Source organism: Aeromonas enteropelogenes (genome assembly GCF_020097295.1).
GTDB classification, from domain to species: Bacteria; Pseudomonadota; Gammaproteobacteria; order Enterobacterales; family Aeromonadaceae; genus Aeromonas; species Aeromonas enteropelogenes.
This window is the reverse complement of record NZ_CP083625.1, coordinates 288,316-314,065: the sequence shown is the minus strand read 5'-3', so window position 1 is coordinate 314,065 and position 25,750 is coordinate 288,316. Positions and strand designations below refer to the sequence as shown.

Below are 25,750 nucleotides of genomic sequence, written 5' to 3'. Positions count from 1 at the left end.
GCATGACGACATCCACGCCAGCTGGCGCCACGAGAGGGGATAACCATGGCTGACCCCCGTTTTATCCATCTGCGCGTTCACACCGACTTCTCCATGGTGGACGGTCTGCAGAAGATCAACCCCATCGTCGGGGCGGCAGCGGCCGATGGCATGCCGGCCCTGGCCCTGACTGACCAGATGAACATGTGCGGCCTGGTACGCTTCTATGGCGCCGCCCACGGCAAGGGGATCAAGCCCATCGTCGGGGCCGACTTCTGGGTACAGAGCAATGAGCTCGGCGATGAGCAGTTCCGCCTCACCTTGCTGGCCATGGACAACGACGGCTACCAGAACATCACCCTGCTCATCTCCCGCGGCTACCAGCGCGGCCATGTGCAGGGGCGCCCGGTCATCGACAAGGAGTGGCTGGCCGAGCACGCCAAAGGGGTGATCGTGCTCTCCGGTGGCCGTGAGGGGGATGTGGGCAAGTTCCTGCTCAAGGGCAACCGCCAGATGACGGAGCAGTGTCTCGCCTTCTATCAAACCCACTTCCCCGACGCCTACTATCTCGAGCTGCTGCGCACCGGTCGACCCGATGAAGAGGCCTACCTGCACATGGCGGTAGCCCTGGCCACCGAGTTCGAGCTGCCGGTGGTAGCGACCAACGAGGTGGTGTTCCTGAGTGCTGATGATTTCGACGCTCACGAGATCCGGGTCGCCATCCACGATGGCTATACCCTGATGGACAAGCGCCGTCCACGCCGCTACAGCCCCCAGCAGTACCTGCGCAGCCAGGAGGAGATGCTGGATCTCTTCGCCGACATCCCGGAGGCGCTCGAGAACACGGTGGAGATCGCCAAGCGCTGCAACGTGACGGTGCGCCTGGGCGAATACTTCCTGCCTAACTTCCCCACCGGTGACATGACCACCGAAGACTTCCTGGTCATGAAATCGAAAGAGGGCCTCGAGGAGCGCCTCGAGTTCCTGTTCCCGGATCCGGCAGTGCGGGCCGAGCGGCGTCCGGAGTATGACGAGCGTCTCGACGTCGAGCTGAAAGTGATCAACCAGATGGGCTTCCCGGGTTACTTCCTCATCGTGATGGAGTTTATCCAGTGGTCCAAGGACAACGGCATTCCCGTTGGCCCGGGCCGGGGTTCGGGGGCGGGTTCGCTCGTTGCCTACGCCCTCAAGATCACTGACTTGGATCCCCTCGAATTCGACCTGCTGTTCGAACGCTTCCTCAACCCCGAGCGGGTCTCCATGCCCGACTTCGACGTCGACTTCTGCATGGACAGACGTGACGAGGTGATTGAGCACGTCTCCGACATGTATGGCCGCGATGCGGTCTCCCAGATCATCACCTTCGGCAGCATGGCGGCCAAGGCGGTAGTGCGGGACGTGGGCCGGGTGCTGGGCCATGCCTATGGCTTTGTGGATCGCATCTCCAAGCTCATTCCACCGGATCCGGGTATGACCCTGGCCAAGGCGTTCGAGGCCGAACCCAAGCTGCCCGAGCTCTACGAGCAGGATGAGGAGGTCAAAGACCTTATCGACATGGCGCGCCGCCTCGAGGGTGTGGTGCGCAACGCCGGTAAACACGCCGGTGGCGTGGTGATCGCGCCCACCAAGATCACCGACTTTGCGCCGCTCTACTGTGATGACGAGGGGCACCACCCGGTCACCCAGTTCGACAAGAACGACGTGGAGTACGCGGGCCTGGTGAAGTTCGACTTCCTGGGGCTGCGAACGCTCACCATCATCGACTGGGCGCTCGGCATGATCAACCCGCGCCTTGCCAAAGAGGGCAAGCCGCCGGTCGATATCGCCGCCATCCCCATCGATGACAAGAAGTCGTTCGACTTGCTGCAGCGCTACGAGACCACGGCGGTATTCCAGCTCGAATCCCGCGGCATGAAGGATCTCATCAAACGGCTGCGCCCCGACTGCTTTGAAGACATGATCGCGCTGGTAGCCCTGTTCCGGCCGGGCCCGCTCCAGTCCGGCATGGTGGACAACTTCATCGACCGCAAACACGGCAATGAAGCCATCTCCTATCCGGATGAGAAGTGGCAGCACGAGAGCCTCAAACCCATACTCGAGCCCACCTACGGCATCATCCTCTACCAGGAGCAGGTGATGCAGATCGCCCAGACCCTGGCGGGTTATACCCTGGGGGGCGCGGATATGCTGCGCCGGGCCATGGGTAAGAAAAAACCCGAGGAGATGGCCAAACAGCGAGCCGGCTTCGAGGAGGGGGCCATCAAGAACGGGGTCGATGGCGAGCTGGCCATGAAGATCTTCGACCTGGTGGAGAAGTTCGCGGGCTACGGCTTCAACAAGTCGCACTCCGCTGCCTATGCGCTGGTCTCCTACCAGACCCTCTGGCTCAAGACCCACTTCCCGGCCGAGTTCATGGCGGCGGTGATGACCGCCGATATGGACAACACCGACAAGATAGTGACCCTGGTGGACGAGTGCCAGCGCATGGGGCTCACCGTGATACCGCCGGACGTGAATACCGGCCGCTACCGCTTCACCGTGAACGACGATGGTCATATCGTCTATGGCATAGGTGCGGTGAAGGGGGTGGGGGAAGGGCCTATCGAAGCCATTCTCTCGGCGCGAGATCAGGACGGCCCCTTCCGCGATCTGTTTGACTTCTGCAACCGGGTCGACATCAAGAAGCTCAACAAGCGGGTGATGGAAAAACTCATCCTCTCCGGCGCCATGGATCGGCTAGGCCCTCACCGCGCCGCCCTGATGGCGACCCTGGAAGAGGCGATGCGCGCCGCCGAGCAGCACGCCAAGGCGCAGGCGGTGGGCCAGGTCGACATGTTCGGCGTGCTCACCGAGGAGATAGACGACGTCAAGAAGGCGTTCGCCAACGTACCCCACTGGCCTGACAAGGTCTGGCTGGAGGGGGAGCGCGAGACCCTCGGGCTGTACCTGACTGGTCACCCCATCAACCAGTACAGCAGCGAGCTGCGTCGCTACACCTCGGGTCGCCTGTGCGATCTGCATCCCACCTCCCGGGATACGGTGACCACGGCGGCGGGTCTGGTGATCGCGGCACGCAGCATGGTGACCAAGCGTGGCAACAAGATGGGGATCTTCACCCTGGACGACCGTTCCGGTCGCCTGGATGTGACCCTGTTCAGTGAAGCGCTGGAAAAATATGAAGAGTTGATGCAAAAAGACCGCATTTTGGTGGTTTCTGGACAGGTCAGCTTTGATGACTTCTCCGGTGGCCTTAAAATGTCGGCCCGGGAATTACTGGATATCAACGATGCGAGGGAGCGTTTTGCCAGGGCAATTCGCATCTCCCTTGATGAGACGCGGATCGATGATCGCTTTTTTCCGCGTTTGTGCGAGATTTTGGAGCCCGCCCGTGCCGGAGTCTGTCCGGTTCAGGTAAACTATCGTCGCCCCGGATCCCGGGTGCGATTGACGCTCGGCACCGAGTGGCGGGTGACACCCACCGATCAACTGATAGATGACTTGCGAGTCCTGCTTGGACGAGAGCGGGTTGAATTGGTTTTTGATTAGAGGATCTATAGTCCCTATGAGTCTTTTTCTGGATTTTGAACAGCCGATCGCCGAATTGCAGGCGCAGATTGATGAACTCCGTCATGTGAGTGAAGGCAATCACGCCGTGGATCTCAAAGAAGAGATCCGCCGGCTGGAGAAGAAAAACGAAGAGCTGACCAAGAAGATCTTCGGCGATCTGGGTGCCTGGCAGGTGTCACAGATGGCGCGTCATCCCCAGCGCCCCTATACCCTCGATTACATCGAGCACATCTTCACCGACTTCGACGAGCTGGCCGGCGATCGCGCCTATGCCGATGACAAGGCCATCGTCGGCGGCATCGCCCGTCTCGACGGCGAGCCCGTGATGATCATCGGTCACCAGAAGGGTCGCGAGACCAAGGAGAAGATCAAGCGCAACTTCGGCATGCCGCGTCCGGAAGGGTACCGCAAGGCCCTGCGCCTGATGGAGATGGCCGAGCGCTTCAAGATGCCGATCATCACCTTCATCGACACCCCAGGCGCCTATCCGGGTGTGGGTGCCGAAGAGCGTGGTCAATCCGAAGCCATCGCTCGCAACCTGAAAGTGATGGCCGGTCTGACCGTGCCGGTAGTCTGCACCGTGATCGGTGAGGGTGGCTCGGGTGGCGCACTGGCCATCGGCGTGGGCGATCGCGTCAACATGCTGCAGTACTCCACCTACTCCGTCATCTCGCCGGAAGGGTGTGCCTCCATCCTGTGGAAGAGTGCCGACAAGGCCTCCGTGGCGGCCGATGCCATGGGCATCACGGCCCAGCGCCTGAAGGAGCTCAAGCTGGTCGATTCCATCGTCGAGGAGCCGCTTGGCGGCGCTCACCGCGACGTGGAGAAGATGGCCAAGCACCTGAAAGACCGCATCCTGCAGGATCTGAATGCCCTGCGTCCGCTCGATACCGAACAGCTGCTGGAGCAGCGCTATCAGCGTCTGCTGGGCTACGGTTACTGCTAAACCCGGCTCGGCACCTGCATCATGAAGCCCCCGTCCTGCACGGGGGCTTTTTTATGTCTGCTTCTGGTCAGGGGGTCAGAGACTCAGAGGGGTTGGGGAGTAAAGCAGAATTGGCTTGGGGGCGTGCCGGCGGCAGTTAGCCTGTCGGGGGCAGGATGGCCGGGTAAAATAAAACGCCCCGCAGGGGCGGGGCGCTGGTATCTCATGTGTCGGTGTTACAATTCAATCTCGTCACACATTCCTTCGTAGGCGATATCGATGGATTGCAGCTCCTTCTGCAGGCGATGCTTGTCTTTCAACGCCTCAATCTCACGCCACTTGCGTTTTTTTCCCGTTGTCCCGCGGCTACGCGAACCGAGTTCAACCACCTCTTCATACTCGAAGTTGAACATGTCCATGGCTCCCTCCTTGGTTGTTATCGTTTTCACCATCCGTATAACATAACGACATTGAAAGTAAAACGTTTTTATTGCGACTCCATGACAGCGCTAAAAAAAGCCCATAAAAAAACCGGGAGCCCAACATGGCTCCCGGTTTTTTTCAGCAAAAAGAGTCGATTACAGGTGGCTTGCCAGCATGGTTTCCAGCTTGCCCTGGTCGATGGCAAACAGGCGAATACCTTCGCCCAGCTTCTCGACAGCCATGGCGTCCTGGTTCAGCTCCCAGCGGAATTCGGCTTCGGTCATCGGGGTCGGCTTGGGCATACGCTCGCCGGTGTAGTCCAGCTTGCGAACCACGGCGCCTTCGGCCTTGCTCAGCTCTTCCAGCAGGGCTGGGCCAATGGTCAGACGGTCACAGCCAGCCAGTTCCAGGATCTCGCCGGTGTTGCGGAAGCTCGCGCCCATTACCACGGTCGGGTAGTCATGTTGCTTGTAGTAGTTGTAGATGGCGGTGACGGAGACCACGCCCGGATCTTCGCTCGCGGTGTAGTCGCGGTTGTGCTTGGCCTTGTACCAGTCGAGGATGCGGCCCACGAACGGGGAGATCAGGAAGGCGCCGGCTTCGGCACAGGCACGGGCCTGGGCGAAGGAGAACAGCAGGGTCAGGTTGCACTGGATACCCTCTTTTTCCAGTACTTCGGCGGCGCGGATCCCTTCCCAGGTGGAGGCCAGCTTGATCAGGATGCGATCGTTGCTAATGCCGGCGTCGTTGTAGAGACGGATCAGTTTGCGGGCCTTGGCGATGCTGGCCTCGGTGTCGAAGGAGAGACGGGCATCCACTTCGGTGGAGATGCGGCCCGGGACGATCTTCAGCACTTCCAGACCGATGTTGACCGCCAGCTTGTCGCCCGCGTCGATGATTTGCTGTGCCTTGTCCTGGCTCTGGGATTTTGCCCAGTTGATGGCGTCTTCGATCAGCGGAGCGTACTCGGGGATCTCGGAGGCCTTCAGAACCAGAGAAGGGTTGGTGGTGGCATCGATGGGCTGATAGCGTTTGATGGCTTCGATATCACCGGTATCGGCAACAACAGTGGTCAGGGCTTTCAGCTGGGTTAATTTATCGGCCATAGCGAATATCATCTCTTAATGCGGGAGTCATCCCGGGGTTGCGGGCGTGAGACGGCGATTCTGAAATAAAATTACAGGTTCCTGTTGCCTCATGCTCAGAAAAACGCGACGGGGCCAGCCCATCGTCATTGCCTGCCTAATTAATACTGATGTGGTGCATCCTGCAATAGGGAGGGTTGGCCGTTAATCATCCAGTGTTTGATGTCACCTCAAAAACCATGATAAAAGTATATGATTAGTAAGGTTTTTTACTTCCTGCAACAAGGTCGGCTCCGCTTGTCGTCGGGCCATCTTTTTTCACCAATATCCATATTTGTGTCCTCGATCACATAAATTATTACTTCAGGTACTTGAAATTTAATTACATGGAAAACGTTTGGCGACAGTGCGCGATTTGAGCGCCGTTTCAGGCAAGCGTTTGCATTTTTTGACGAGGTTTGGCGGCGGCAGATGAAAGGTTCTCTTATGAGGCTTGTTTTCTGCTTGCTCGATTAACTTATTGGAATTGTTGAAAGTTTGCGATTTGAATGGAGCTTTTTGGGCTTTTTCCGTTCGTTTTTTGTATCCCGAGTGATCGGGATCACTATTCTGAACTCTCCCGCTATGCTAGATTCCGCCCCTTTAGCGAAACGCTAATTAAAACGACAGACAAAAAACGGCCGGCACGGATCGGCCATGGATGTGAATAACAACGAGAGAATTATGGACACTTTGATTGCGATGCTAAACGACCTGATGTGGGGAGCCGTGCTCATCTACCTGCTCATCGGGGTCGGAATTTTCTTCACCTTCAGACTCGGCTTTATCCAGGTCCGCCACTTTGGCCACATGTTTTCCGTGCTGAAGAACAGCCGTAAATCGGACAACGCAGGCATCTCCTCCTTCCAGGCTCTTTGTACCAGTCTCGCCGCACGTGTCGGCACCGGCAACCTGGCCGGTGTGGCCGTAGCCATCTATCTGGGTGGCCCGGGCGCCATCTTCTGGATGTGGCTGATCGCCTTCATCGGCATGGCGACCGCCTTCGTCGAGAGCACCCTGGCCCAGCTCTACAAGGTCAAGGATGAAGACGGCAACTATCGTGGCGGCCCCGCCTACTACATGGAAAAGGGGCTTGGCATGCGCTGGATGGGGGTGCTGTTTTCACTGTGCCTGATCCTGGCCTTCGGTCTGGTGTTCAACGCGGTGCAGGCCAACTCCATCAGCCTGGCGATGAACGTGGCTTTCGGCATTCCTGACTGGGTCAGCGGCCTGGCGCTGGTGGTCCTCTCCGGCCTCATCATCTTCGGCGGGATTCGCGGCATCGCCCGTTTCGCCGAACTGGTAGTGCCCTTCATGGCACTGGCCTACATCCTGCTGGCGCTGATCATCGTCGCTATGAATATCAGCGAACTGCCCGGTGTGTTTGCCCTGATCATCAAGTCGGCGTTTGGTATCGAACAGGCAGGGTCCGGTGCCCTGGGTTATGCCATCTCCCAGGCGATGATCAACGGCATCAAGCGCGGCCTCTTCTCCAACGAGGCGGGCATGGGTTCTGCGCCCAACGCCGCAGCGACTGCGACCCCTTATCCGCCCCATCCGGCCTCCCAGGGTTATGTGCAGATGCTGGGGGTCTTCATGGACACCATCGTCATCTGCAGCTGTACCGCGGCCATCATCCTGGTCTCCGGCCAGTTTGAACCGGGTTCCGGTGTGACCGGCGTCGAGCTGACCCAGCGTGCGCTGTCATCCCAGATAGGCAACGGTGGCAACATCTTCATCGCCGCAGCCATCTTCTTCTTCGCCTTCACCTCCATAGTGGCGAACTACTCCTACGCGGAGACCAACCTGGTGTTCCTCGAGCACAACCACAAGGGCGGTCTGATGCTGTTCCGTCTGTTCGTGCTGGGCATGGTGATGTTCGGTTCCGTGGGCGAGCTGCCGACCGTGTGGGCCATGGCGGATGTCTCCATGGGGCTGATGGCCATCGTCAACCTGGTGGCGATCCTGCTGCTCTCCGGCGTTGCCATCAAGCTGGCCAAGGATTACAACGACCAGCTCAAGTTGGGCAAGCTGCCTACCTTCGATGCCAACAAGTACCCCGAGATCCGCTCCCAGCTGGAAGCGGGGATCTGGGACAACCCGACCAAGAAATAAGAGCGGGTGAGTCAGACCGACAAGGGGAGCCAGTGGCTCCCCTTTTTTTCGTTATGTCAGCCGATCCCAGCGGCGACAGACCTGGTTCAGCCGTCGCCGCAGCTGGCGCCAGTAGCGTTGGCGCTGCCGTGCATTGAGGGGGGCGTAGCGCCACCTGCGATAGAGCCAGGCACTTTGTCGCAGGGGATGGACCAGCTCGGGACGCAGCTGTGCCAGATGTTCGCACCACAGGGCCAGGCTTTCCCCCGGAGCGGGCGAGCAGCCTGTCTTCCGACCCCGTTTTAGCAGTGGCGACCAGATGCGTTGTTGTGGCGGTTGGCGGCCTGGCCAGAACAGGGGCAGGCTCACCAGCAGGGTAACCAGCATCAGGCTGGTGAGGATAAGCCATGGGATCTGGCCGGCGAGTGCCGGCCAGCGTTGGCCGAGCTGCTGCCAGAGTTGGCTGGCATCATGACCCAGCACCCAGCGGCTCCACTGATAGTCGATGTTGCTGCCCCACCAGCGCAGCTGGTTGAGCAGGGCCCAGTTGCGATAGCGCTGCAGGGCGAGGGGATCGGCGGCGGTAAACTCCTCGTTCAGCGCCTGGGTGATGCCCCCTTCGATACGCTCTGGCGCGACTACCGCAGTGGGATCGATGCGTCGCCAGCGCCCGGCACCATCGAGATACTCCACCCAGGCGTGGGCATCGAACTGGTGTACCGCCAGATAGTTGCCGCTGGGATTCCACTCGCCGCCGAGATAACCGGTCACCAGCCGGGCTGGCACCCCGGCTGAGCGCAGCACGAAGGCGGTGGCCATGGCGTAGTGGCCACAAAAGCCGCGCCGGGTATCGAACAGAAACTCATCCACTCCGTCGTCGCCAAGGGGAGGGGGCATCAGGGTGTAGGCATAGGGCTCACGGCGAAAGGTCGCCAGCAAGGCGGCCACCATGGCATCCCGCTCTGGGTATTGCTCGCGCAAGTCAAGGGCGAAGGCGCGCGCCCTGGGGTTGCCCGCCACCGGTAGTTGCAGATTGCGCTGGAGTGATTGCGGGGTGACATCTTGTTCTGCCTGAAGGCCGCTTACCCGATAGCGAATGGTCACCTCGCCGCGTCCCTGGCGATAGAGGGTGGCAAGGGGGGTCACCAGTACGGGACCATCCAGCACCAAGGGACTGGCCAGGGCAAAGGCCCAGCGATGGCGCTGGGGCTCGGCGATCACCTCGTAACTGCCGGTTGGCAGAGGCACATCGGATAGCACACCGGGTACGTCCTCTCTGGTTGGAACGGCGCGCTGCCAGGTCTTGACTTCGGCGCTCAGCTGCCAGCTCCGGCCATCGAAATACTCTTGGCGCATCACCGGAAAGTAACGCTCGCTGGTGGGGGGCGGGCCACCTGCGAAAGTGACGCGAAAGGCGAGCTCGGACGAGTTGGCCAGCTCGCTGATGTCCCCGGGCGATACCGTCTCGGAGAGCCCCGACATGGCGCGGCTGGTGGCGGGCATCTGCCACAGTGGCGGCAGTTTTGGCAGCAGCAAAAACAGGGTAAGTAGCAATGGAAGGGCCAGCAGCAGCGCAAAGCCAGCCTTTCGCCAGGGCTGTCGCAAGGCGGGATCCACCGCCGCCACCAGCGCTGTGATTGCCAGCCAGAGGGTCAGCGCCATCATCATGGCCCAGCCGATACTCTGACGATGTACCAGCGCCAGCGCGATGAGGAAGAAGGCGAGTAGCAGTACCTGCTCTATGTCTCGCTCTCGTCGCACCTCGATCATCTTGAGGCTATAGCCGAGCCAGAGCAGGTTGATGAGGACTGGCAGGGTGCCCAGCGCCCGCCATTGCCATACCAGCAGCAAGATGCCGATACCGGCCAGCAGCGCCAGCAGCCGGGCAGGGGGCGCACGCCAGTCCCGCCACAGCATCATGGCGCGCACGCCCAGGGTCGCGGCGCCCACGGCCAGCACCCAGAGTTGCAGCTGGGGCCAGAGCGCCGCCGCCAGCAGCAGCTGTTGAAGGGCGATGAGCGGCAGCAGGCGACGGTTATCGAGCAGCATCCATCCCCCTCTCTGCTGTCGTATCCCCCTTGTCGCCAACGCGCGCCAGTGCCAGCCGGCAACGCTGGAGGAAGGCAGGCCCGCTCTCGGGACCGAGGGTCTGGCCCGCCAGAGTCAGGGTGAAGGTGACGCCCCGCTTGGCGAAATCGCTGCACCACCAGGCCAGCACTGACAGCCGCGCTTCGAGATCCTGGCCACTGACCCGGGAGAGGGAGAGGTGGGTGTCATCTTGCAGGGGCTCTTCGAACTGCTTGACCAGGAGGCCGCGTCCCTGGGCGAGCTGCTTCCAGGCGATCCGGCTCGGCGGCTCCCCCGGGCGATGCTCCCGCAGGGTATCAAAGTCCCCGAGAGTGGCGGGAACGGTTTGCCCCTGTCCCTCTTGTTCCGTTTGAGACGCGCCCGTGAGCAAACTCCCATATAGGGGCGCGGGGGCGAGCCAGGCCTCCAGTTGCAGATCCAGCAGTGACCAGCAGCGAAACAGCCCCAGGGGGTAGCGGCTCTCCACCCTTAGCCGGTTCAAAGCTACCCGGCCGCGCCGGCCGCCCTTGACTGACAGGATCAGGCTGGCGGGGGCCGGGTCGGCTTGCGCCAGCCAGAGGGAGCCTTCGTTCAGGGTCAACTGCAGTGCCCGCGCAGGGCGAAGGGCTCTAACCGTCACCCGGATGGGCAGGGGCTGGCCCGCTTCACCCAGCACCATGGGGCCCCCAAGCAGGGACAACCCCAGCAGGTTGTGATGGGTGAGCCACATGGCGGCCATAAACAGGCTGGCAAGGCAGTAGGCAATCAGCAGCACCAGATTGTTCTGGTAGTTGGTGCCGAGCAGGTAGATGGCGATCATCACCAGCAGGTAGCCAAGCCCGAGGCGGGTCGGCAGGATAAACAGGCTGCGTGGCCCCAGGGTTACCTGGCGGGCGGGGGGAATGCGGCGAGCCAGCCAGCGCCGCTGCCATGCATCCCTTCGGTGTCGCCAGCCCATCAGGGGTTGTCCGGATCCACCCTGGCCAGCAGGCGCTGGCTCAGGGGGCAGGCCTCGCCGCGCTGCACGCCAAAGCTCCCCCTGAGCCTGTGTTCGGCCACATAGGGGAAAACGGCCTGCACATCCTCTGCCGTCACGAAACGGCGCCCCGCGACCAGGGCCCAGGCGCGGCTGACCGCCAGCAGGGTGCGAGCGGCTCGGGGAGAGAGGGGCTGGGGCAGATCCTCATCGAACCGGCTCTGGTGGACCAGCGCCAGCAGGTAGTCGAGGGTGGCATCGGAGAGATGAATGCCATCTGTTTGCGCTTGCAGGGCGGCCAGGGCGGCAGCATCCAGCTGGCGGGTCAGGGTGACGGGCTGGTTGGCACCGCGCAGTAGCTGTCGCTCGGCCTCCCGCGGGGGAAATCCCAGCGACAGGCGCACGGCGAAGCGATCGAGCTGGGACTCCGGCAGGGGATAGGTGCCTGCCTGATCAGCCGGATTCTGGGTGGCGATGACGAAGAAGGGGGAGGGGAGCGGATAGCTCTGCCCCTCCATGCTCACACTGTGCTCGGCCATGGCCTCCAGCAGGGCGCTCTGCACCTTGGGGCTGGCGCGGTTGATCTCGTCGGCCAGCAACACCTGGGTGAAGACGGGGCCGGGGTGAAAGCGAAACTGCTGCTGGGCTTTATCGAAGATCTGCAGCCCCAGCAGATCGGCAGGCAGCAGATCGGCGGTGAACTGCACTCGCCGGCAATCGAGCCCCAGCACCTGGGCCAGCGCATGGGCCAGGGTGGTCTTGCCCATGCCGGGCAGATCCTCGATCAGCAGATGGCCGCGAGCCAGCAGGGTGACCAGGGCTATCTTGAGTTGCTGCGGCTTGCCGAGGATCACCTGCTCCAGGGCCGTCAACAGTTGCGCAATCTGTTCCTGTGTCCTCATTCGCACCTCCATTGTGCTCTCTCCCATTTATACCCCAGTCAGAAGAGATTGGTCTAAGCTGGCCGTCGTTTATTTCTTGGTGACTTCACAGAGACTTCACACAGGTTCACTCTGGGCTCATGCAGCACGGTTATAGTGGCATCTCTGACTCCACCATGAGATTGACACCATGAAACAACGAACCGCGCTATCACTGCTGGCATTGGGGCCCCTGTTGCTCGTTCCCCGCGTTTATGCCACGGCAGATGAGCCCATGGCGAGCATAGTGGAAAAGGCTGTCCAGCCGCTGCTTGAGGAGTACCGGATCCCGGGCATGGCGGTCGCCGTGCTGAAGGAGGGCAAGCCTCACTACTTCAATTATGGCGTCGCCAATCGGGAGAGCGGCCGGCGCGTCAGCGAGCGAACCCTGTTCGAGATTGGTTCGGTCAGCAAGACCTTTACCGCGACCCTGGGCACCTACGCGGTTGTCAAAGGGGGCTTTCGGTTAGATGACAAGGTAAGCCAGCACGCGCCCTGGTTGCAGAATTCGGCGTTTGATCGGGTCACCATGGCCCAGCTGGCGACCTACAGCGCAGGGGGCTTGCCGTTGCAGTTTCCCGATGCGGTCGACTCAAACGAGAGAATGCGCCAGTACTACCGGCAGTGGTCACCGCTTTATGCGGCAGGCACTTATCGCGAGTACTCCAACCCCAGCATAGGTCTGTTCGGCCATCTGGCGGCGAGCACCCTGGGCCAACCATTCAGACAACTGATGAGCCAGACCCTGCTGCCCAAGCTCGATTTGCAGCACACCTATCTCGAGGTGCCAGACGCAGCCATGGTTGACTACGCCTATGGCTATTCGAAGGAAGACAAACCCGTCAGGGTCAATCCCGGAGTGCTGGCGGACGAGGCCTATGGCATCAAGACCAGCGCGGCGGATCTCATCAAGTTTGTGGGCGCCAACATGACAGGCAGTGGCGACAAGGCGGTGCAGCAAGCGCTGGCCATGACCCGAACCGGTTTCTACTCGGTGAGAGAGATGACCCAGGGGCTGGGGTGGGAGAGCTACGCCTATCCGGTGACCGAACAGGTGCTGTTGGCGGGCAATTCACCGGTGGTGAGCTTCAAGGCCAATCCGGTCAAGCCCTTTGTGGCACCCAGAGCGATGGGGAACGAGCGACTCTACAACAAGACAGGCTCGACCAACGGTTTTGGTGCCTATGTGGTGTTTGTCCCGGCCAGAGGCGTGGGCATCGTCATGCTGGCCAATCGCAACTATCCCATTGAGGCCAGAGTCAAGGCCGCCTATGCCATCCTGCGCCATCTGGTGCCCTGATGGCCGCCTTCAATGTTTGGCCATGATAAGTGGCTGGTTGACGTAAACAATGACGCCGGGCTGATCCCGGCGTCATTGTTTATGGGGCTTGGAGGGGGATAAGCGGATTAGCCGTATTGCTCTTCCATCCAGGCTTCGACGATCAGCTGGGCGGAGACGCCGTCCACGCTGCCTTTCTCCAGGGCGCGATAGCCACCCTGCGCGAACAGGCGGGCCCGGGCATCCGTGGTGGTGAGCCGCTCATCCTTGAACTCCACCGGCTTGCCGAAGCGGCCGTGCAGACGATTGCCGAACTTGCGGGCGCGCACCGTGATCTCCTGATCGGTGCCATCCATGTTGAGCGGCAGGCCGACAATGAGCAGGTCAGGTTGCCACTCCTTGAGCAGCTTCTCTATCTCGTCCCAGTTGGGGATGCCGTCGTTGGCCTTGAGGGCGCGCAGCGGGCGGGCCGTGCCGGTGAGCTCCTGGCCGATGGCGACCCCTATGCTCTTGGTGCCGTAGTCAAAGCCCATGATACTGCGTGATGACATTGGGTAATTTCCTCAAAATGCGTCGCAAAATGCACAGCAGATTGCATCAGCCGTGGCCGATGTCGCTGGACAGGTGAACGGGATTGACGCCAATGCTGGCGGCTGCCCGCTGCCAGCGCTGGTGGATGGGGGTCTTGAACACCAGATCCGGATTGGGAGGGATCACCAGCCAGGCTCCCTCGACCAGCTCCTGCTCCAGCTGACCTGCACTCCAGCCGGCATAACCCAGGGCAACCAGCCAGTGATCCGGCGCCTCGTCGGTGCCCAGGGTCTCGAGAATGTCCTTGGAGGTGGTCACCATCACCTCGTCTCCCACCTGCAGGGTGGAGTTGAACCCGGGGCGGAAGCTGTGCAGCACGAAGCCGCGATCGGCGTGCACCGGTCCCCCCTGCAGCACGGGCTGCTTGAGTTCCGGGTTGGCGGGCGGGGCCAGCTTGAGCTGAGCCAGCATGGTCTCCAGCGACATATCCACCGGAATATTGACCACCAGCCCCATGGCGCCTTGTTCATTGTGTTCGCACAGGTAAACCAGCGAACGCTCGAAATAGGGGTCGGTGAGGCTCGGCATGGCGAGCAGGAAGTGATTTTGCAGTGTTTGCATATGGGCCAAATATTGCAAAGGTATTTGCGTCAATTATGGCAGCTCGCTTCGTCTGGCAAAACCGCTTTTTGGCGGCCGGTTCAGGCCTATCAATCTATTTCGGGTGGAGAGAAAGCCATGGAAGGTATTTCAATCAAGCAGAAGCTTATCCTGGGCTGCGTAGTCCCCCTGCTGGCGCTGTTGCTGCTGGTCATAGGGGCAACCCAGGCGATGTCCCAACTGATGACGGGGATAAACGCCATGTATCAGGGGGAGGTGGTCCAGCTCAAGGAGCTCAAGCAGATCGCCGATCTCTACGCGGTCAAGGTGATCGATGCTGCCAACAAGGCCAACGTCGGGGGCTTTGAACCTGCCCGTTCCAAAGCGGACATGAGCGCCGCCCAGCAGGAGATAACCCGGATCTGGCGCCAATATCGCAGCCACAACATGAGCGACGAGGAGCGCAGGCTGGCGGACAAGGTGGAAGGGTTGTTTGCCGCCGCCAATCACGAGATAGACAGCGTGATGCAGTTGCTGGATCGCTCGCAGGGGCAGGATCGCACGGCCCTCTCCGCCGCCATCATGCCCCTCTATCAGGTGATCGACCCGGTCAGCGATGCGGTGAGCGTGCTGGTGGAATATCAGCTGACGGAAGCGGAGAAGAAAGTGGCCGAGCTCAACCAGCTCAGGCAGCAGCTGACCCAGCTGTTTATCGCACTGTTTGTGGTGGTGGGTGGCTGTGTGCTGTTTATCGGGATTTGGGCCGGGCGCAGCGTCAGCCAGCCGCTGGCGGCCATGGGTCAGATCCTGCGCGGTATGCAGACGGATCTCGACTTGAGCAAGCAGGCCCCCGTACTGCGCAAGGATGAGATGGGCAGCCTGGCGCACTCCCTCAACGAGGTGATCCGCCATTTCCGTGGCCTCATCGCCCAGATCAACGACATGGCGGAGCAGCTTGCCAGAGAGTCGGCCCAGCTGGCCCATATCGGAGTCGAGAGCCGCCAGCGTTTTGCTCAGCAGCAGGCGGAGACGGATCAGACCGCCACCGCCATGAACCAGATGAGCAGCACGGTGGCCGAAGTGGCCAACAGTTCCAACAACGCCGCCGATGCGGCCCGTCATGCCGATGACAGCGCGCGGCACGGCCACAAGACAGTGGAAGACGCCATCCACCGCATGTCCGGTCTCTCCTCCCAGATCCAGAACACGGCGGCCATGATCACCCAGCTGGCGGATGATAGCCGGGACATCGGCAGCGTGATGGACGCCATTCGCGGCATTGCCGAGCAGACCAACCTGTTGGCCCTCAACGCCGCCATCGAAGCAGCCAGGGCGGGGGATCAGGGACGCGGCTTTGCGGTGGTCGCCGACGAGGTGCGCACCCTGGCCCAGCGCACCCAGCGTTCCACTGAAGAGATTGGCAAGACCATCATCAAGTTGCAGCAGGGGGCCAACCAGGCGGCCAGTAGCATGGAGCAGGGGCTGGAGCAGGTGGAGGAGTCCAACCGTACCGTGCTGGCCTGCGGTCAGGCGCTGGGGGATATCGTCAGTTCGGTCAACGTGATCAACGAGATGAACACCCAGATTGCCACGGCGGCGGAGGAGCAGAGCAAGGTGGCCGAGGAGATCACCCGCAACGTGGTCAATATCGCCCATATCTCGACCGAATCGACCGAAGCCGCCACCCAGCTCAATCAGAGTTGCCACGAGCTGGAGCAGCTGTCGAACGATCTCAAGGCGAAGGTGGGGCAGTTCCGCTGCTAAGAGCGTACCGCCCGGGTGTGACGGCCCGATCCGTGAGCGGGGCTGAATGGATAGTGATGCTTCCCGCGTCAGCGGCAGAAACCGGAGGCAAAAAAAGAGGCGGCACAGGGTGCAGCCTCTTTCGTTGCTATTTGTTCGCCAGCAGAAACTGTGATTAGGCCTTGGCCAACCGGCGCTCGATGGCGTCCATCAGCATGCTGGTGATGTGCACCGGGAAGGCCGCTTCGATCTCGCGGATGCAGGTCGGGCTGGTCACGTTGATCTCGGTCAGCCGATCACCAATGATGTCGAGTCCGACGAAGATGAGGCCCTTCTCCTTCAGGGTCGGGCCGACCGCGCGGGCGATGGCCCAGTCGGAGACGCTCAAGGGGCGTGCCTCGCCACGACCGCCGGCGGCCAGGTTGCCGCGGGTTTCCCCTTGGGCCGGAATGCGCGCCAGGCAGTAGGGGACCGGCTCGCCGTCTACCACCAGCACCCGCTTGTCGCCCTCCTTGATGGCCGGCAGATAGGTCTGCGCCATGCAGTAGCGCTGGCCGTGCGAGGTCAATGTCTCGATGATGACGCCGACGTTGGCGTCATCCTCCTTCATGCGGAAGATGGAGGCGCCGCCCATGCCGTCCAGCGGTTTCAGGATGACGTCCTTGTGTTCGGCGTGGAAGGCGCGCAGCTTGTCGGCACGACGCGTGACGAGCGTGGTCGGGGTGTGCTCGGCAAACCAGGCGGTGTAGAGCTTCTCGTTGGCGTCGCGCAGGCTCTGGGGCTTGTTGACGATGAGGCAGCCCTCGTCCTCGGCACGCTCCAGCATGTAGGTGGCGTAGATGAACTCGGTGTCGAACGGCGGATCCTTGCGCATCAGGATCACGTCCAGGCTGGAGAGGGGCTGATCGACCACCTCGCCCAGGGTGAACCAGTTGGCGTAGTCATGCTTGACCGTGAGCGGACGCATGGTGCCAAATGCCCGGCCTTCCTGCATGTAGAGATCCTTCATCTCCAGATAGAAGAGCTCATAGCCGCGCTTTTGCGCCTCTTCGAGCATGGCGAAGCTGGAATCCTTCTTGATGTTGATGGACGAAATGGGGTCCATCACGATGCCGAGTTTAATGGTCATCCGCTGTTCCTTCTGGTAGCTCGATTGGGTGTTGTGACCCCTATCCCTGCCTCCCCTTTGTGAGGGGGAGGAGCCTGTTGTTCCCTCCCCTGCGAAGGGGAGGGCCGGGGTGGGGTCGGCTGTCAGGCCAGATCGCCGAAGCGACACTGCAGTGCCGTAATGGCGGTCAGGGCGGCGGTTTCGGTGCGCAGCACCCGCGGCCCGAGCAGCATCTCCTTGAAGTCTTCCTGCACGGTACGGGCGATCTCCTCGCCAGACAAGCCCCCTTCCGGGCCGATCAGCAGGCGCACGCCATGCTCCGGTACCGGCAGGGTGTTGATGCTGTACTCGGCGCGTGGATGCAGGTTGAGCTTGAGCTCTTTGGTCTCTTCCGCCAGCCAGGCGTCCAGCTCCATCGGCATGCGCACCTCGGGCACCACGTTGCGGCCGCACTGCTCGCAGGCGCTGATCACCACCTTCTGCCACTGCTCGCGTTTTTTCTCCAGCCGATCCGCCGGCAGCTTGACGCCGCAGCGCTCGGAGAAGAGTGGGGTGATGCAGGTGACGCCCAGCTCCACGGATTTCTGGATGGTGAAATCCATCTTGTCGCCTCGGCTGATCACCTGACCCAGGTGAATGGCGAGCGGTGACTCCACCGAGCGCGGTTCGCAGCTGTCGATGGTCACGTCCACCGACTTCTTGCCGACGCTGGTGATGGTGGCGGGATACTGTTTGCCGTCGCCATTGAACAGTTCGAGCTGCTGGCCCGGCTGCATGCGCAGCACCCGGCCGATGTGGTTGGCACCGTCTTCCGACAGGGCGAGGGTCTGGCCCACCTGCAGGGTGGCCGGTTCATAGATACGTGGAATGCGCATGGCGGCTTATCAGTCTCTTGCTCGTTCAACAGGCGAGGATGCCTGATCCTCGCCATTAGATAGGGTTATTGGCACTGCTTTTCAATAAAGGGGTTGGTATTGCCCTGCAGCTTGCCGATGCGACGGTTGCGCTCGCACTCCCAGCCCTCGGCCGGGTACTGGCGATCCCAGGCTTCGAACAGTCTACGCTGTTGCGCGGCAAGGCGCAGCCCATACTGCTGGCTCATGTAGAGGTAGGCGCGGGCGATCTGGCCGCGCACCGGCCCCTTGGGCGGTTGTACCCGGCGATCCTTGAAGTCCACCAGCATCTGGCACTGGCCGTATTGATCCGGCTTGCCGTTCCAGTCGGAGAAACGGAAGTTGGCGCGATCGCCGTTCACCTCGCCGATGGCAGGGTAGAGGTTGTGCATGTCCCCCTCCATCTTGTTGAACTCGTCGCTCTTGCCGCAGTTTTTGCGACCCCCTTCCTGCCAGCATTTGAGCTGGTGGCCGAACTCCCAGGCGGGCACTACGTGTTCCCACTCGATGCGGGCGGCTCGCTTGGGTTGCTTGCGTGGTTCATAGCCGCAGCTGGCGAGATCCGGGCTCATTTTCCTGCCCTGATAGTCGATGTCGCAGCCACAGTAGAAGCTGGTGACGGCGGGTTGGGTCTGGTAGAGCCTGACCAGATCCTGCTTGGCTTCGCGAAAGGTCTGGGCATGCAGGGGGGCGCTGAGCAGCGGCAAACCGGCCAGCAGGGTCAGAGTGAGGGACAACAGCGGACGAAACATGGAGATCCTTGAAAATAAAGCAGTTTAACGTAACGAAGCGGGCACCCTAGCACAGAGGTGCGACACAGGCTGGCTTATTCCGTCTGGGCCCGTTCCAGTGCCGTATGGCAGCGGCGACAGTGATAGCGGGCCTCGCCGCGCATCACCTTGTTGTGGCGACGGATCGACAGCTGATGCAGCTGGCACTGACAGCGATAGGGCACGGTCGGCTGTGCCAGTACCGCGAGATCGAAGCTGTGGGTGGTTCTGGGCTCAAGGTTGAACACTTCTCGCATCACCGACTGCCACTGCCTGCCGTGGGGCAGTACCCGCGCCTTGCCGCGCCCTTCACCCCAGAGGGCATAGACCAGCAGGTGGGCGACCTCGTGGGGCACCACCTCGGCCAGAAAGGCCTGCTGGTTGGCCTGATAGAGGGCGGGGTTGAAGCGCAGCTCCCAGGTTTGCAACCGTGCCGACCCGGCTGCCCGGCCCCGCATGTTGCAATGAATGCGCGGGCGGGGGAAGGTGCGGCCAAGGCGTGCCTCGGCTTGGCTGAAACAGGCGTCAACGCGTTGATGGAGCAGGGATTCTAGCTGGGCAGACATGGGACTTCCGGTGGTCGGCAGACAAGCAAAAGGGGAGCCAGGCTCCCCTTTATATCACAACCGTGAGCCTTACAGGCCGGCGGCAGCGCGCAGCAGCTCGGCCTTGTCGGTCTGCTCCCAGGGGAACTCGTTGCGACCGAAGTGACCGTAGGCGGCGGTAGCCTGGTAGATCGGGCGCTTGAGATCCAGCATCTCGATCAGGCCATACGGGCGCAGCTCGAAGTGCTCGCGCACCAGCTTGACCAGCAGATCCTCGGCCACCTTGGCGGTGCCGAAGGTCTCGACGCTGATGGAGGTCGGCTCGGCCACGCCGATGGCGTAGGAGACCTGCACTTCACAACGATCAGCCAGGCCGGCTGCAACGATGTTCTTGGCCACGTAGCGGGCAGCGTAGGCGGCGGAGCGGTCAACCTTGGACGGATCCTTGCCGGAGAAGGCGCCACCACCGTGACGGGCCATGCCGCCGTAGGTGTCGACGATGATCTTGCGACCGGTCAGACCGCAGTCACCCATGGGGCCGCCGATAACGAAACGGCCGGTCGGGTTGATGAAGTATTTGGTGTCCTTGGTGATCCACTCTTGCGGCAGCACCGGCTTGATGATCTCTTCGCGTACCGCTTCCACCAGATCGCTGTGGCTGATGGAGTCACAGTGCTGGGTGGAGAGCACCACGGCGTCCACGCCCAGGATCTTGCCTGCGTCGTCGTAGGCGAAGGTCAGCTGGCTCTTGGCATCCGGACGCAGCCACGGCAGGGTGCCGTTCTTGCGTACTTCGGCCTGGCGCTTGACCAGCAGGTGGGAGTAGGTGATGGGTGCCGGCATCAGCACGTCGGTTTCGTTGGTGGCGTAGCCGAACATCAGGCCCTGGTCACCGGCACCCTGCTCCAGCGGGTCGCTGCGGTCAACGCCCTGGTTGATGTCTGGGGACTGCTTGCCGATGGCGTTCAGCACGGCGCAGGAGTCGGCATCGAAGCCCATGTCGGAGTGGGTGTAGCCGATTTCGCGCACGGTATTGCGCACGATCTCTTCGATATCGACCCAGGCAGAGGTGGTTACTTCACCGGCCACCATGACCATGCCGGTCTTGACCAGGGTCTCGCAGGCGACGCGCGCCTTGGTGTCTTGCTGGAGAATGGCGTCCAGCACCGCATCGGAGATCTGGTCCGCGATTTTATCGGGATGGCCTTCGGAGACCGACTCGGAAGTAAACAGCTTTGCCATGATGAAATTCTCAGTTTGTCCGGGTTATCGCCAGTGCAATAACCGGGTGATATTGGGATGACTGTAGAGGTATCTACATCTGGACGTCTATTCTAGTTAGCGCCCCCCTTGAATGCCAGTACTATTTTCCCGCTACCGGCCGGATTGGTTTCTTATGACGCCCTGCTATCTCCAAAGGGATGGAGATCAAACGTTTGCAGTCGGTTTTGACCGCCAACCCAAGGCGAGAAAAGCGATTGTCCTCCCAAAGCCACTTTATTCATCCAGATAACATTTGCACGGCGCGCGCCCTGCTGGGACAATAACGCGCCTTAATCTTGGCCATCAAATGAAGCAATCGCAGGAGATACAGATGCCTTCTCGTAAAGAGCTTGCCAATGCCATTCGTGCATTGAGTATGGATGCCGTTCAAAAAGCCAACTCCGGTCACCCGGGCGCCCCCATGGGAATGGCGGATATCGCCGAAGTATTGTGGCGCAGCCACCTGAAACATAACCCGAACAACCCCAAGTGGGCCGACCGCGACCGTTTCATCCTCTCCAACGGCCACGGCTCCATGCTGCTGTACTCCCTGCTGCACCTCTCCGGTTATGACCTCTCCATCGATGATCTGAAAAACTTCCGCCAGCTGCACTCTCGCACCCCGGGTCACCCGGAATACGGCTACGCGCCGGGCGTCGAGACCACCACTGGCCCGCTGGGTCAGGGCATCACCAACGCAGTGGGCATGGCGATCGCCGAGAAGGCCATGGCCGAGCAGTTCAACCAGCCGGGTTACGACATCGTTGATCACTACACCTACGCCTTTATGGGCGACGGCTGCCTGATGGAAGGTATCTCCCACGAGGCTTGCTCCCTGGCCGGTACTCTGCAACTGGGCAAGTTGATCGCGTTCTGGGATGACAACGGCATCTCCATCGACGGTCACGTGGAAGGCTGGTTCACCGACGACACCGTCAAGCGCTTCGAAGCCTACGGCTGGCACGTCATCCCGGCCGTTGACGGTCACAACCCGGAAGCGATCAACGCCGCCATCGAAGCCGCCAAGGCCGAGACCGGCAAACCGACCCTGATCTGCTGCCGCACCATCATCGGTTATGGCTCCCCGAACAAGTCCGGCTCTCACGACTGCCACGGTTCACCGCTCGGCAACGACGAGATCGCCGCTGCCCGCGCCTTCCTGAAGTGGGACCACGCACCGTTCGAGATCCCGGCCGACATCGCCGCCGAGTGGAACGGTCGCGAGAAGGGCGCTGCGCTGGAAGCCGACTGGGCTGCCAAGTTCGCCGCCTATGAAGCCGCTCACCCGGCGCTGGCTGCCGAGTTCAAGCGCCGCAGCGCTGGCGAACTGCCGGCCAACTGGGCAAGCGAATCTGCCAAGATCATCGAAAACCTGCAGGCCAATCCGGCCAAGATCGCTACCCGCAAGGCCTCCCAGAACGCTCTGGAAGCCTTCGGCAAGTTGCTGCCGGAATTCATGGGTGGCTCCGCGGATCTCGCGCCGTCCAACCTGACCATGTGGTCCGGTTCCAAGTCCCTGACCAACGACGATGCCTCCGGCAACTACATCCACTACGGTGTGCGTGAGTTCGGCATGTCCGCCATCATGAACGGTATCGCCCTGCACGGTGGTTTCATCCCCTACGGCGCCACCTTCCTGATGTTCATGGAGTATGCCCGCAACGCCCTGCGCATGGCCGCCCTGATGAAGCAGCGTTCCATCTTCGTTTACACCCACGACTCCATCGGTCTGGGTGAAGATGGCCCGACTCACCAGCCGGTCGAGCAGATCGCTTCCCTGCGTCTGACCCCGAACATGAGCACCTGGCGTCCGTGTGACCAGGTAGAGTCTGCCATCGCCTGGAAACACGCCATCGAGCGTACCGACGGCCCGACCTCTCTGATCTTCTCTCGTCAGAACCTGGCCCAGATGGACCGCACCGCCCAGCAGCTGGCCGATGCCGCCAAGGGTGGTTATGTGCTGAAAGATTGCGCCGGTACTCCGGAGTTGATCCTGATCGCCACCGGTTCCGAAGTGGAGCTGGCCGTGGCCGCCTATGAGCAGCTGACTGCCAAGGGCCGTGCCGTGCGCGTTGTCTCTCTGCCTTGCACCGACGTATTCGACGCTCAATCCGCCGAATACAAGGAGTCCGTCCTGCCGGCGGCCGTCACCAAGCGTGTGGCCATCGAAGCGGGTATCGCCGACTACTGGTACAAGTACGTGGGCTTTGGCGGCAAGATCATCGGCATGCGCTCCTTCGGTGAGTCCGCGCCGGCCGAGCTGCTGTTCAAGGAATTCGGCTTTACCGTGGAAAATGTGGTTGCCACCGCTGAGTCCCTGTAATTCCTGACCATTGGGTCGCGCAGGCCCAATAGCCGGAACGATAAAACGCCCTCCATCGCAAGATGGGGGGCGTTTTTTATGGTTCGAAATATACAATTAAAAATTTGTTATAACTGCTTATATAGTGAGTTATTCTTCAATTTAATTTTTAATTGCTCGGAAATATAGTCATGGAAGCATGGGAAAAGTTAACAAATCCAAAGAAGTTGCGAGAGAACTTGATGAGCGCTTCTGTATATATTTCATCATATGAAATGTGTAAAGATTTCATTATATCAAAACCAAGAGACTTTTTTACTGATAGCTGGGAAATCAATGGTGAGACTCTGAGTGAGGAATATTCCAAGGATGTTATGTCTTTTGGTCGAAGCCCTCTTAAAGCATCATTGTTATGGTTCAAAGAACAAGGAGCTATAAGTGACATCGATATCGAGGATTTTGAAAAATCAATAGCACATCGTAATGAAGTTGCACATAATTTACCTAAATTTATATCAGAGCCAGACTATGAGGTTGATGTAGGCATTTTTAATAAAATGCTTGAGGTTACCAACAAAATTGGTGTCTATTGGATCATGAATTATGAAATATCAATCCACCCAGATTATTCAGGACAAGAAATAGATGAAAAAGGAATTCAAGTCGGAACCATTATGATGATCAAAATGATGATGCAGATTGCATTTGGTCAAGAGTCTGAAGAAGGCTACTATTATAATGAAATTAAAAAGGCAATAGATAAAAGATAAGCATTAAAAATTATTGTCTGTAGATTTGATTAGCCCGTAGGTTCGATTAGCGAAGCATAATCGGACGTTCGCGTTCTTTACGTCGATACCATAAAAGTAATATCCCTTCGTGTTACCAAAGAAGAGACCGGCCATCGGCCGGTCTCTTTTTATTATTTAACGCAACCTTACGCCTGCGGCGGGGTACTTTCCGCATTGGACATCACCGCATCAATTTGCACCAGGGCGCCTGCGGGCAGCTCGCGTACCGCAATCACGGTGCGGGCGGGCTGATAATCCGGGAAGTAGCGGGTATAGATGGCGTTGACCGCCTCCAGATCCTCGATACGGGCCAGCTGGATATTGACCTTGACGATATCGTCCATCACATGGTCGATGCTCTCCACAATCGCCTTGATATGGTTCAGGCACTGGGCGGTTTGCTCCTTGACGCAACCGGTCAGGATCTTGCCGGTGGCGAGATCGACCGGCAGCTGCCCGGCGATATGGTTGTAGTGGGAGAAGGCGACGGTCTGGGTGTGCAGCGGGCTGCGCGGTGCCTTGTCGGTATTGCGGGCGCGGATCACCAGATTGTGTCTGTCTTCCACCAGCTGCGGCGGGGTGCCGTCACCGTGGGAGATGACCGCATCCATCTGCACCAGGGCGTCCATCGGCAGGGCAGAGGCGGCAATCACGCTGCGGGCTGGCAGATAGGCGGCGGCGCGGGCGATGGCGGAATCCGGGAAGAAGGTGGTGTAGACCTCGTTGACGGCATCCAGATCGGCGAGATTTTTCAGATAGACGGTCACCTTGACGATATCGTCGAAGGGCACGTCGATCCCCTCCAGAATGGCCTTGATGTTATTCAGGCACTGGGCCGCCTGCTCCTTGATGCCACCGGCAACCAGCTGGCCGGAGGCTGCATCGATGGGCAGCTGGGCGCCGATATTGTTGTAGTGGGAGAAGGCGACGGTCTGGGTGGAGAGGGCGCTTTGCGGCGCACGGTTGCTGTTGCGAGCCAGCTTCACCAGAGCGCAGGGGGCCTGCGGATAGGTGCCTTCGCCGTTGGAGATGATGGCGTCCATCTGAACCTTGGCGCCCAGCGGCAGGGCGGCTACCGCCAGGGAGGTGCGGGTCGGCACATAGCCCGGGAAGAATTCGCGATAGACCTCGTTGACCGCATCCAGATCGGCGATGTCGCTGAGGAATACGGTGAGTTTCACCATATCGTCCATCACGTGATCGATGCTCTCGACGATGGCCTTGATATTGGTCAGGCACTGTCTGGCCTGCATTTTGACATCACCCTCGATCAGCTTGCCGGTGCGGGGATCGACCGGTAACTGGGCCGCAATATTGTTGTAGTGGGAGAAAGCCACCGTCTGGGTGTAGGGACCCAGGCCCTGGGGGGCGTTGGAGGTATTTCTGGCAGCCTTGATGATGGTGTCACTCATGGTGATATTCCTCGTTGTAATACTGGTTATCGATGTAGGGACAGGTTAACCCTCGCCAACGCCTTATCTATTTTGACGTCGCTCCTGCCTTGCCGTGTTTTATCTCTTTAATATTTACCCTGGCCCGCAATCACTGCAGGCATAAGGCTATAAAGGCAAACACAGGAGCCGCTGCCTCTATTTATGACCAAATCCATCAATTGAGGGATTTGATAAAAAGAAGCCCGGGTTGGGTTAATGATTTCAGACAGGGGAAATCCTATGAGGCGCGAACACGGGATGCAAACCGGGATCTCATTTCTATGAGATGGCTCAACGCGCTGAAATATAGCCAGGTTGCGATTCAATTCACGGGCAGGAGGAGGACAAAGCGGGCTAAATGACTCTTAACATCAGGGCTCATCAGCTATGGCAAGGCCCTCTCCTGGGTCGAACAGG

Annotated in this window: 20 protein-coding genes; 7 read left to right on the top strand and 13 right to left on the bottom strand. The window is 60.2% G+C overall.

Going from position 1 to position 25,750, the window contains the following annotated elements; translation table 11 throughout:
- Positions 1–45 precede the first annotated feature (45 nt).
- Both dnaE and accA read left to right on the top strand, forming a co-directional pair.
- Positions 46–3,525, top strand: coding sequence for a DNA polymerase III subunit alpha (gene dnaE / locus LA321_RS01360; protein ID WP_042073160.1), 3,480 nt, complete (start codon positions 46–48; stop codon positions 3,523–3,525).
- A gap of 16 nt (positions 3,526–3,541) precedes the next feature.
- The gene (accA, locus tag LA321_RS01355) at positions 3,542–4,492 is read left to right on the top strand and encodes an acetyl-CoA carboxylase carboxyl transferase subunit alpha (RefSeq protein ID WP_026456022.1); all 951 of its coding nucleotides are present in this window, start codon (positions 3,542–3,544) and stop codon (positions 4,490–4,492) included.
- A gap of 215 nt (positions 4,493–4,707) precedes the next feature.
- On the opposite strand, the gene LA321_RS01350 is transcribed toward accA, so the two are convergent.
- Entirely contained in the window at positions 4,708–4,890 is a 183-nt protein-coding gene (locus LA321_RS01350; RefSeq protein ID WP_026456021.1) for a DUF3545 family protein, read from the bottom strand.
- Between the two features lie 159 nt (positions 4,891–5,049).
- The gene (gene tal, locus LA321_RS01345; RefSeq protein WP_042073158.1) at positions 5,050–6,000 is read right to left on the bottom strand and encodes a transaldolase; all 951 of its coding nucleotides are present in this window, start codon (positions 5,998–6,000) and stop codon (positions 5,050–5,052) included.
- A 702-nt stretch (positions 6,001–6,702) separates the two neighbouring features.
- Here tal and LA321_RS01340 point away from each other — a divergent pair.
- The gene (locus LA321_RS01340) at positions 6,703–8,133 is read left to right on the top strand and encodes an alanine/glycine:cation symporter family protein (protein WP_042027935.1); all 1,431 of its coding nucleotides are present in this window, start codon (positions 6,703–6,705) and stop codon (positions 8,131–8,133) included.
- 51 nt (positions 8,134–8,184) lie between these two features.
- On the opposite strand, the gene LA321_RS01335 is transcribed toward LA321_RS01340, so the two are convergent.
- Genes LA321_RS01335 through LA321_RS01325 form a run of 3 tightly spaced genes read right to left on the bottom strand, consistent with a single transcriptional unit; the run spans position 8,185 to position 12,057 of the window.
- Positions 8,185–10,161 carry a transglutaminase family protein gene (locus LA321_RS01335; protein ID WP_042073156.1) on the bottom strand — a complete coding sequence of 659 codons (1,977 nt, stop codon included), beginning with the start codon at positions 10,159–10,161 and terminating at the stop codon, positions 8,185–8,187.
- Complete coding sequence (locus tag LA321_RS01330) at positions 10,148–11,137, bottom strand: DUF58 domain-containing protein (RefSeq protein WP_042073154.1); 990 nt, start codon at positions 11,135–11,137, stop codon at positions 10,148–10,150. The genes LA321_RS01335 and LA321_RS01330 overlap by 14 nt, the downstream gene beginning before the upstream one ends.
- Positions 11,137–12,057: an AAA family ATPase gene (locus LA321_RS01325; RefSeq protein WP_042073153.1), complete on the bottom strand. Its 921-nt coding sequence runs from the start codon at positions 12,055–12,057 to the stop codon at positions 11,137–11,139. The genes LA321_RS01330 and LA321_RS01325 overlap by 1 nt, the downstream gene beginning before the upstream one ends.
- Before the next feature lie 169 nt (positions 12,058–12,226).
- Here LA321_RS01325 and ampC point away from each other — a divergent pair, with 169 nt between their 5' ends.
- Positions 12,227–13,375, top strand: a complete 1,149-nt coding sequence (gene ampC, locus LA321_RS01320; protein WP_042073152.1) for an FOX/MOX family class C beta-lactamase — start codon at positions 12,227–12,229, stop codon at positions 13,373–13,375.
- A 107-nt stretch (positions 13,376–13,482) separates the two neighbouring features.
- Here the strand turns inward: ampC and ruvX are convergent, their stop codons facing one another.
- Together ruvX and LA321_RS01310 are read right to left on the bottom strand one after the other, a co-directional pair.
- Entirely contained in the window at positions 13,483–13,905 is a 423-nt protein-coding gene (gene ruvX, locus LA321_RS01315) for a Holliday junction resolvase RuvX (RefSeq protein ID WP_026457452.1), read from the bottom strand.
- Positions 13,906–13,951: 46 nt separating this feature from the next.
- Positions 13,952–14,506 carry a YqgE/AlgH family protein gene (locus LA321_RS01310; protein ID WP_026457453.1) on the bottom strand — a complete coding sequence of 185 codons (555 nt, stop codon included), beginning with the start codon at positions 14,504–14,506 and terminating at the stop codon, positions 13,952–13,954.
- A gap of 117 nt (positions 14,507–14,623) precedes the next feature.
- On the opposite strand from LA321_RS01310, the gene LA321_RS01305 reads away from it, so the two are divergent.
- The gene (locus LA321_RS01305; RefSeq protein ID WP_042027922.1) at positions 14,624–16,249 is read left to right on the top strand and encodes a methyl-accepting chemotaxis protein; all 1,626 of its coding nucleotides are present in this window, start codon (positions 14,624–14,626) and stop codon (positions 16,247–16,249) included.
- A 154-nt stretch (positions 16,250–16,403) separates the two neighbouring features.
- Here the strand turns inward: LA321_RS01305 and gshB are convergent, their stop codons facing one another.
- The 5 genes from gshB to metK form a co-directional block, all read right to left on the bottom strand.
- On the bottom strand, positions 16,404–17,357 hold the full coding sequence (gene gshB, locus LA321_RS01300; RefSeq protein WP_042073151.1) for a glutathione synthase: 954 nt from the start codon (positions 17,355–17,357) through the stop codon (positions 16,404–16,406).
- A gap of 122 nt (positions 17,358–17,479) precedes the next feature.
- Positions 17,480–18,211, bottom strand: a complete 732-nt coding sequence (gene rsmE, locus LA321_RS01295) for a 16S rRNA (uracil(1498)-N(3))-methyltransferase (RefSeq protein WP_042073149.1) — start codon at positions 18,209–18,211, stop codon at positions 17,480–17,482.
- Positions 18,212–18,276: 65 nt separating this feature from the next.
- Entirely contained in the window at positions 18,277–18,981 is a 705-nt protein-coding gene (locus LA321_RS01290) for an endonuclease (RefSeq protein WP_026458599.1), read from the bottom strand.
- A gap of 74 nt (positions 18,982–19,055) precedes the next feature.
- Positions 19,056–19,565: a SprT family zinc-dependent metalloprotease gene (locus LA321_RS01285; RefSeq protein WP_042073148.1), complete on the bottom strand. Its 510-nt coding sequence runs from the start codon at positions 19,563–19,565 to the stop codon at positions 19,056–19,058.
- A 69-nt stretch (positions 19,566–19,634) separates the two neighbouring features.
- On the bottom strand, positions 19,635–20,786 hold the full coding sequence (metK, locus tag LA321_RS01280; RefSeq protein ID WP_026457661.1) for a methionine adenosyltransferase: 1,152 nt from the start codon (positions 20,784–20,786) through the stop codon (positions 19,635–19,637).
- A gap of 352 nt (positions 20,787–21,138) precedes the next feature.
- Here metK and tkt point away from each other — a divergent pair, with 352 nt between their 5' ends.
- Together tkt and LA321_RS01270 are read left to right on the top strand one after the other, a co-directional pair.
- Positions 21,139–23,130 carry a transketolase gene (tkt, locus tag LA321_RS01275; protein ID WP_042073144.1) on the top strand — a complete coding sequence of 664 codons (1,992 nt, stop codon included), beginning with the start codon at positions 21,139–21,141 and terminating at the stop codon, positions 23,128–23,130.
- Between the two features lie 170 nt (positions 23,131–23,300).
- A complete protein-coding gene (locus LA321_RS01270) occupies positions 23,301–23,879 on the top strand; it encodes a hypothetical protein (protein WP_042073142.1) in 579 nt (192 codons plus the stop codon).
- A 167-nt stretch (positions 23,880–24,046) separates the two neighbouring features.
- On the opposite strand, the gene LA321_RS01265 is transcribed toward LA321_RS01270, so the two are convergent.
- On the bottom strand, positions 24,047–25,312 hold the full coding sequence (locus LA321_RS01265) for a RidA family protein (protein WP_042073141.1): 1,266 nt from the start codon (positions 25,310–25,312) through the stop codon (positions 24,047–24,049).
- Positions 25,313–25,750: the final 438 nt, after the last annotated feature.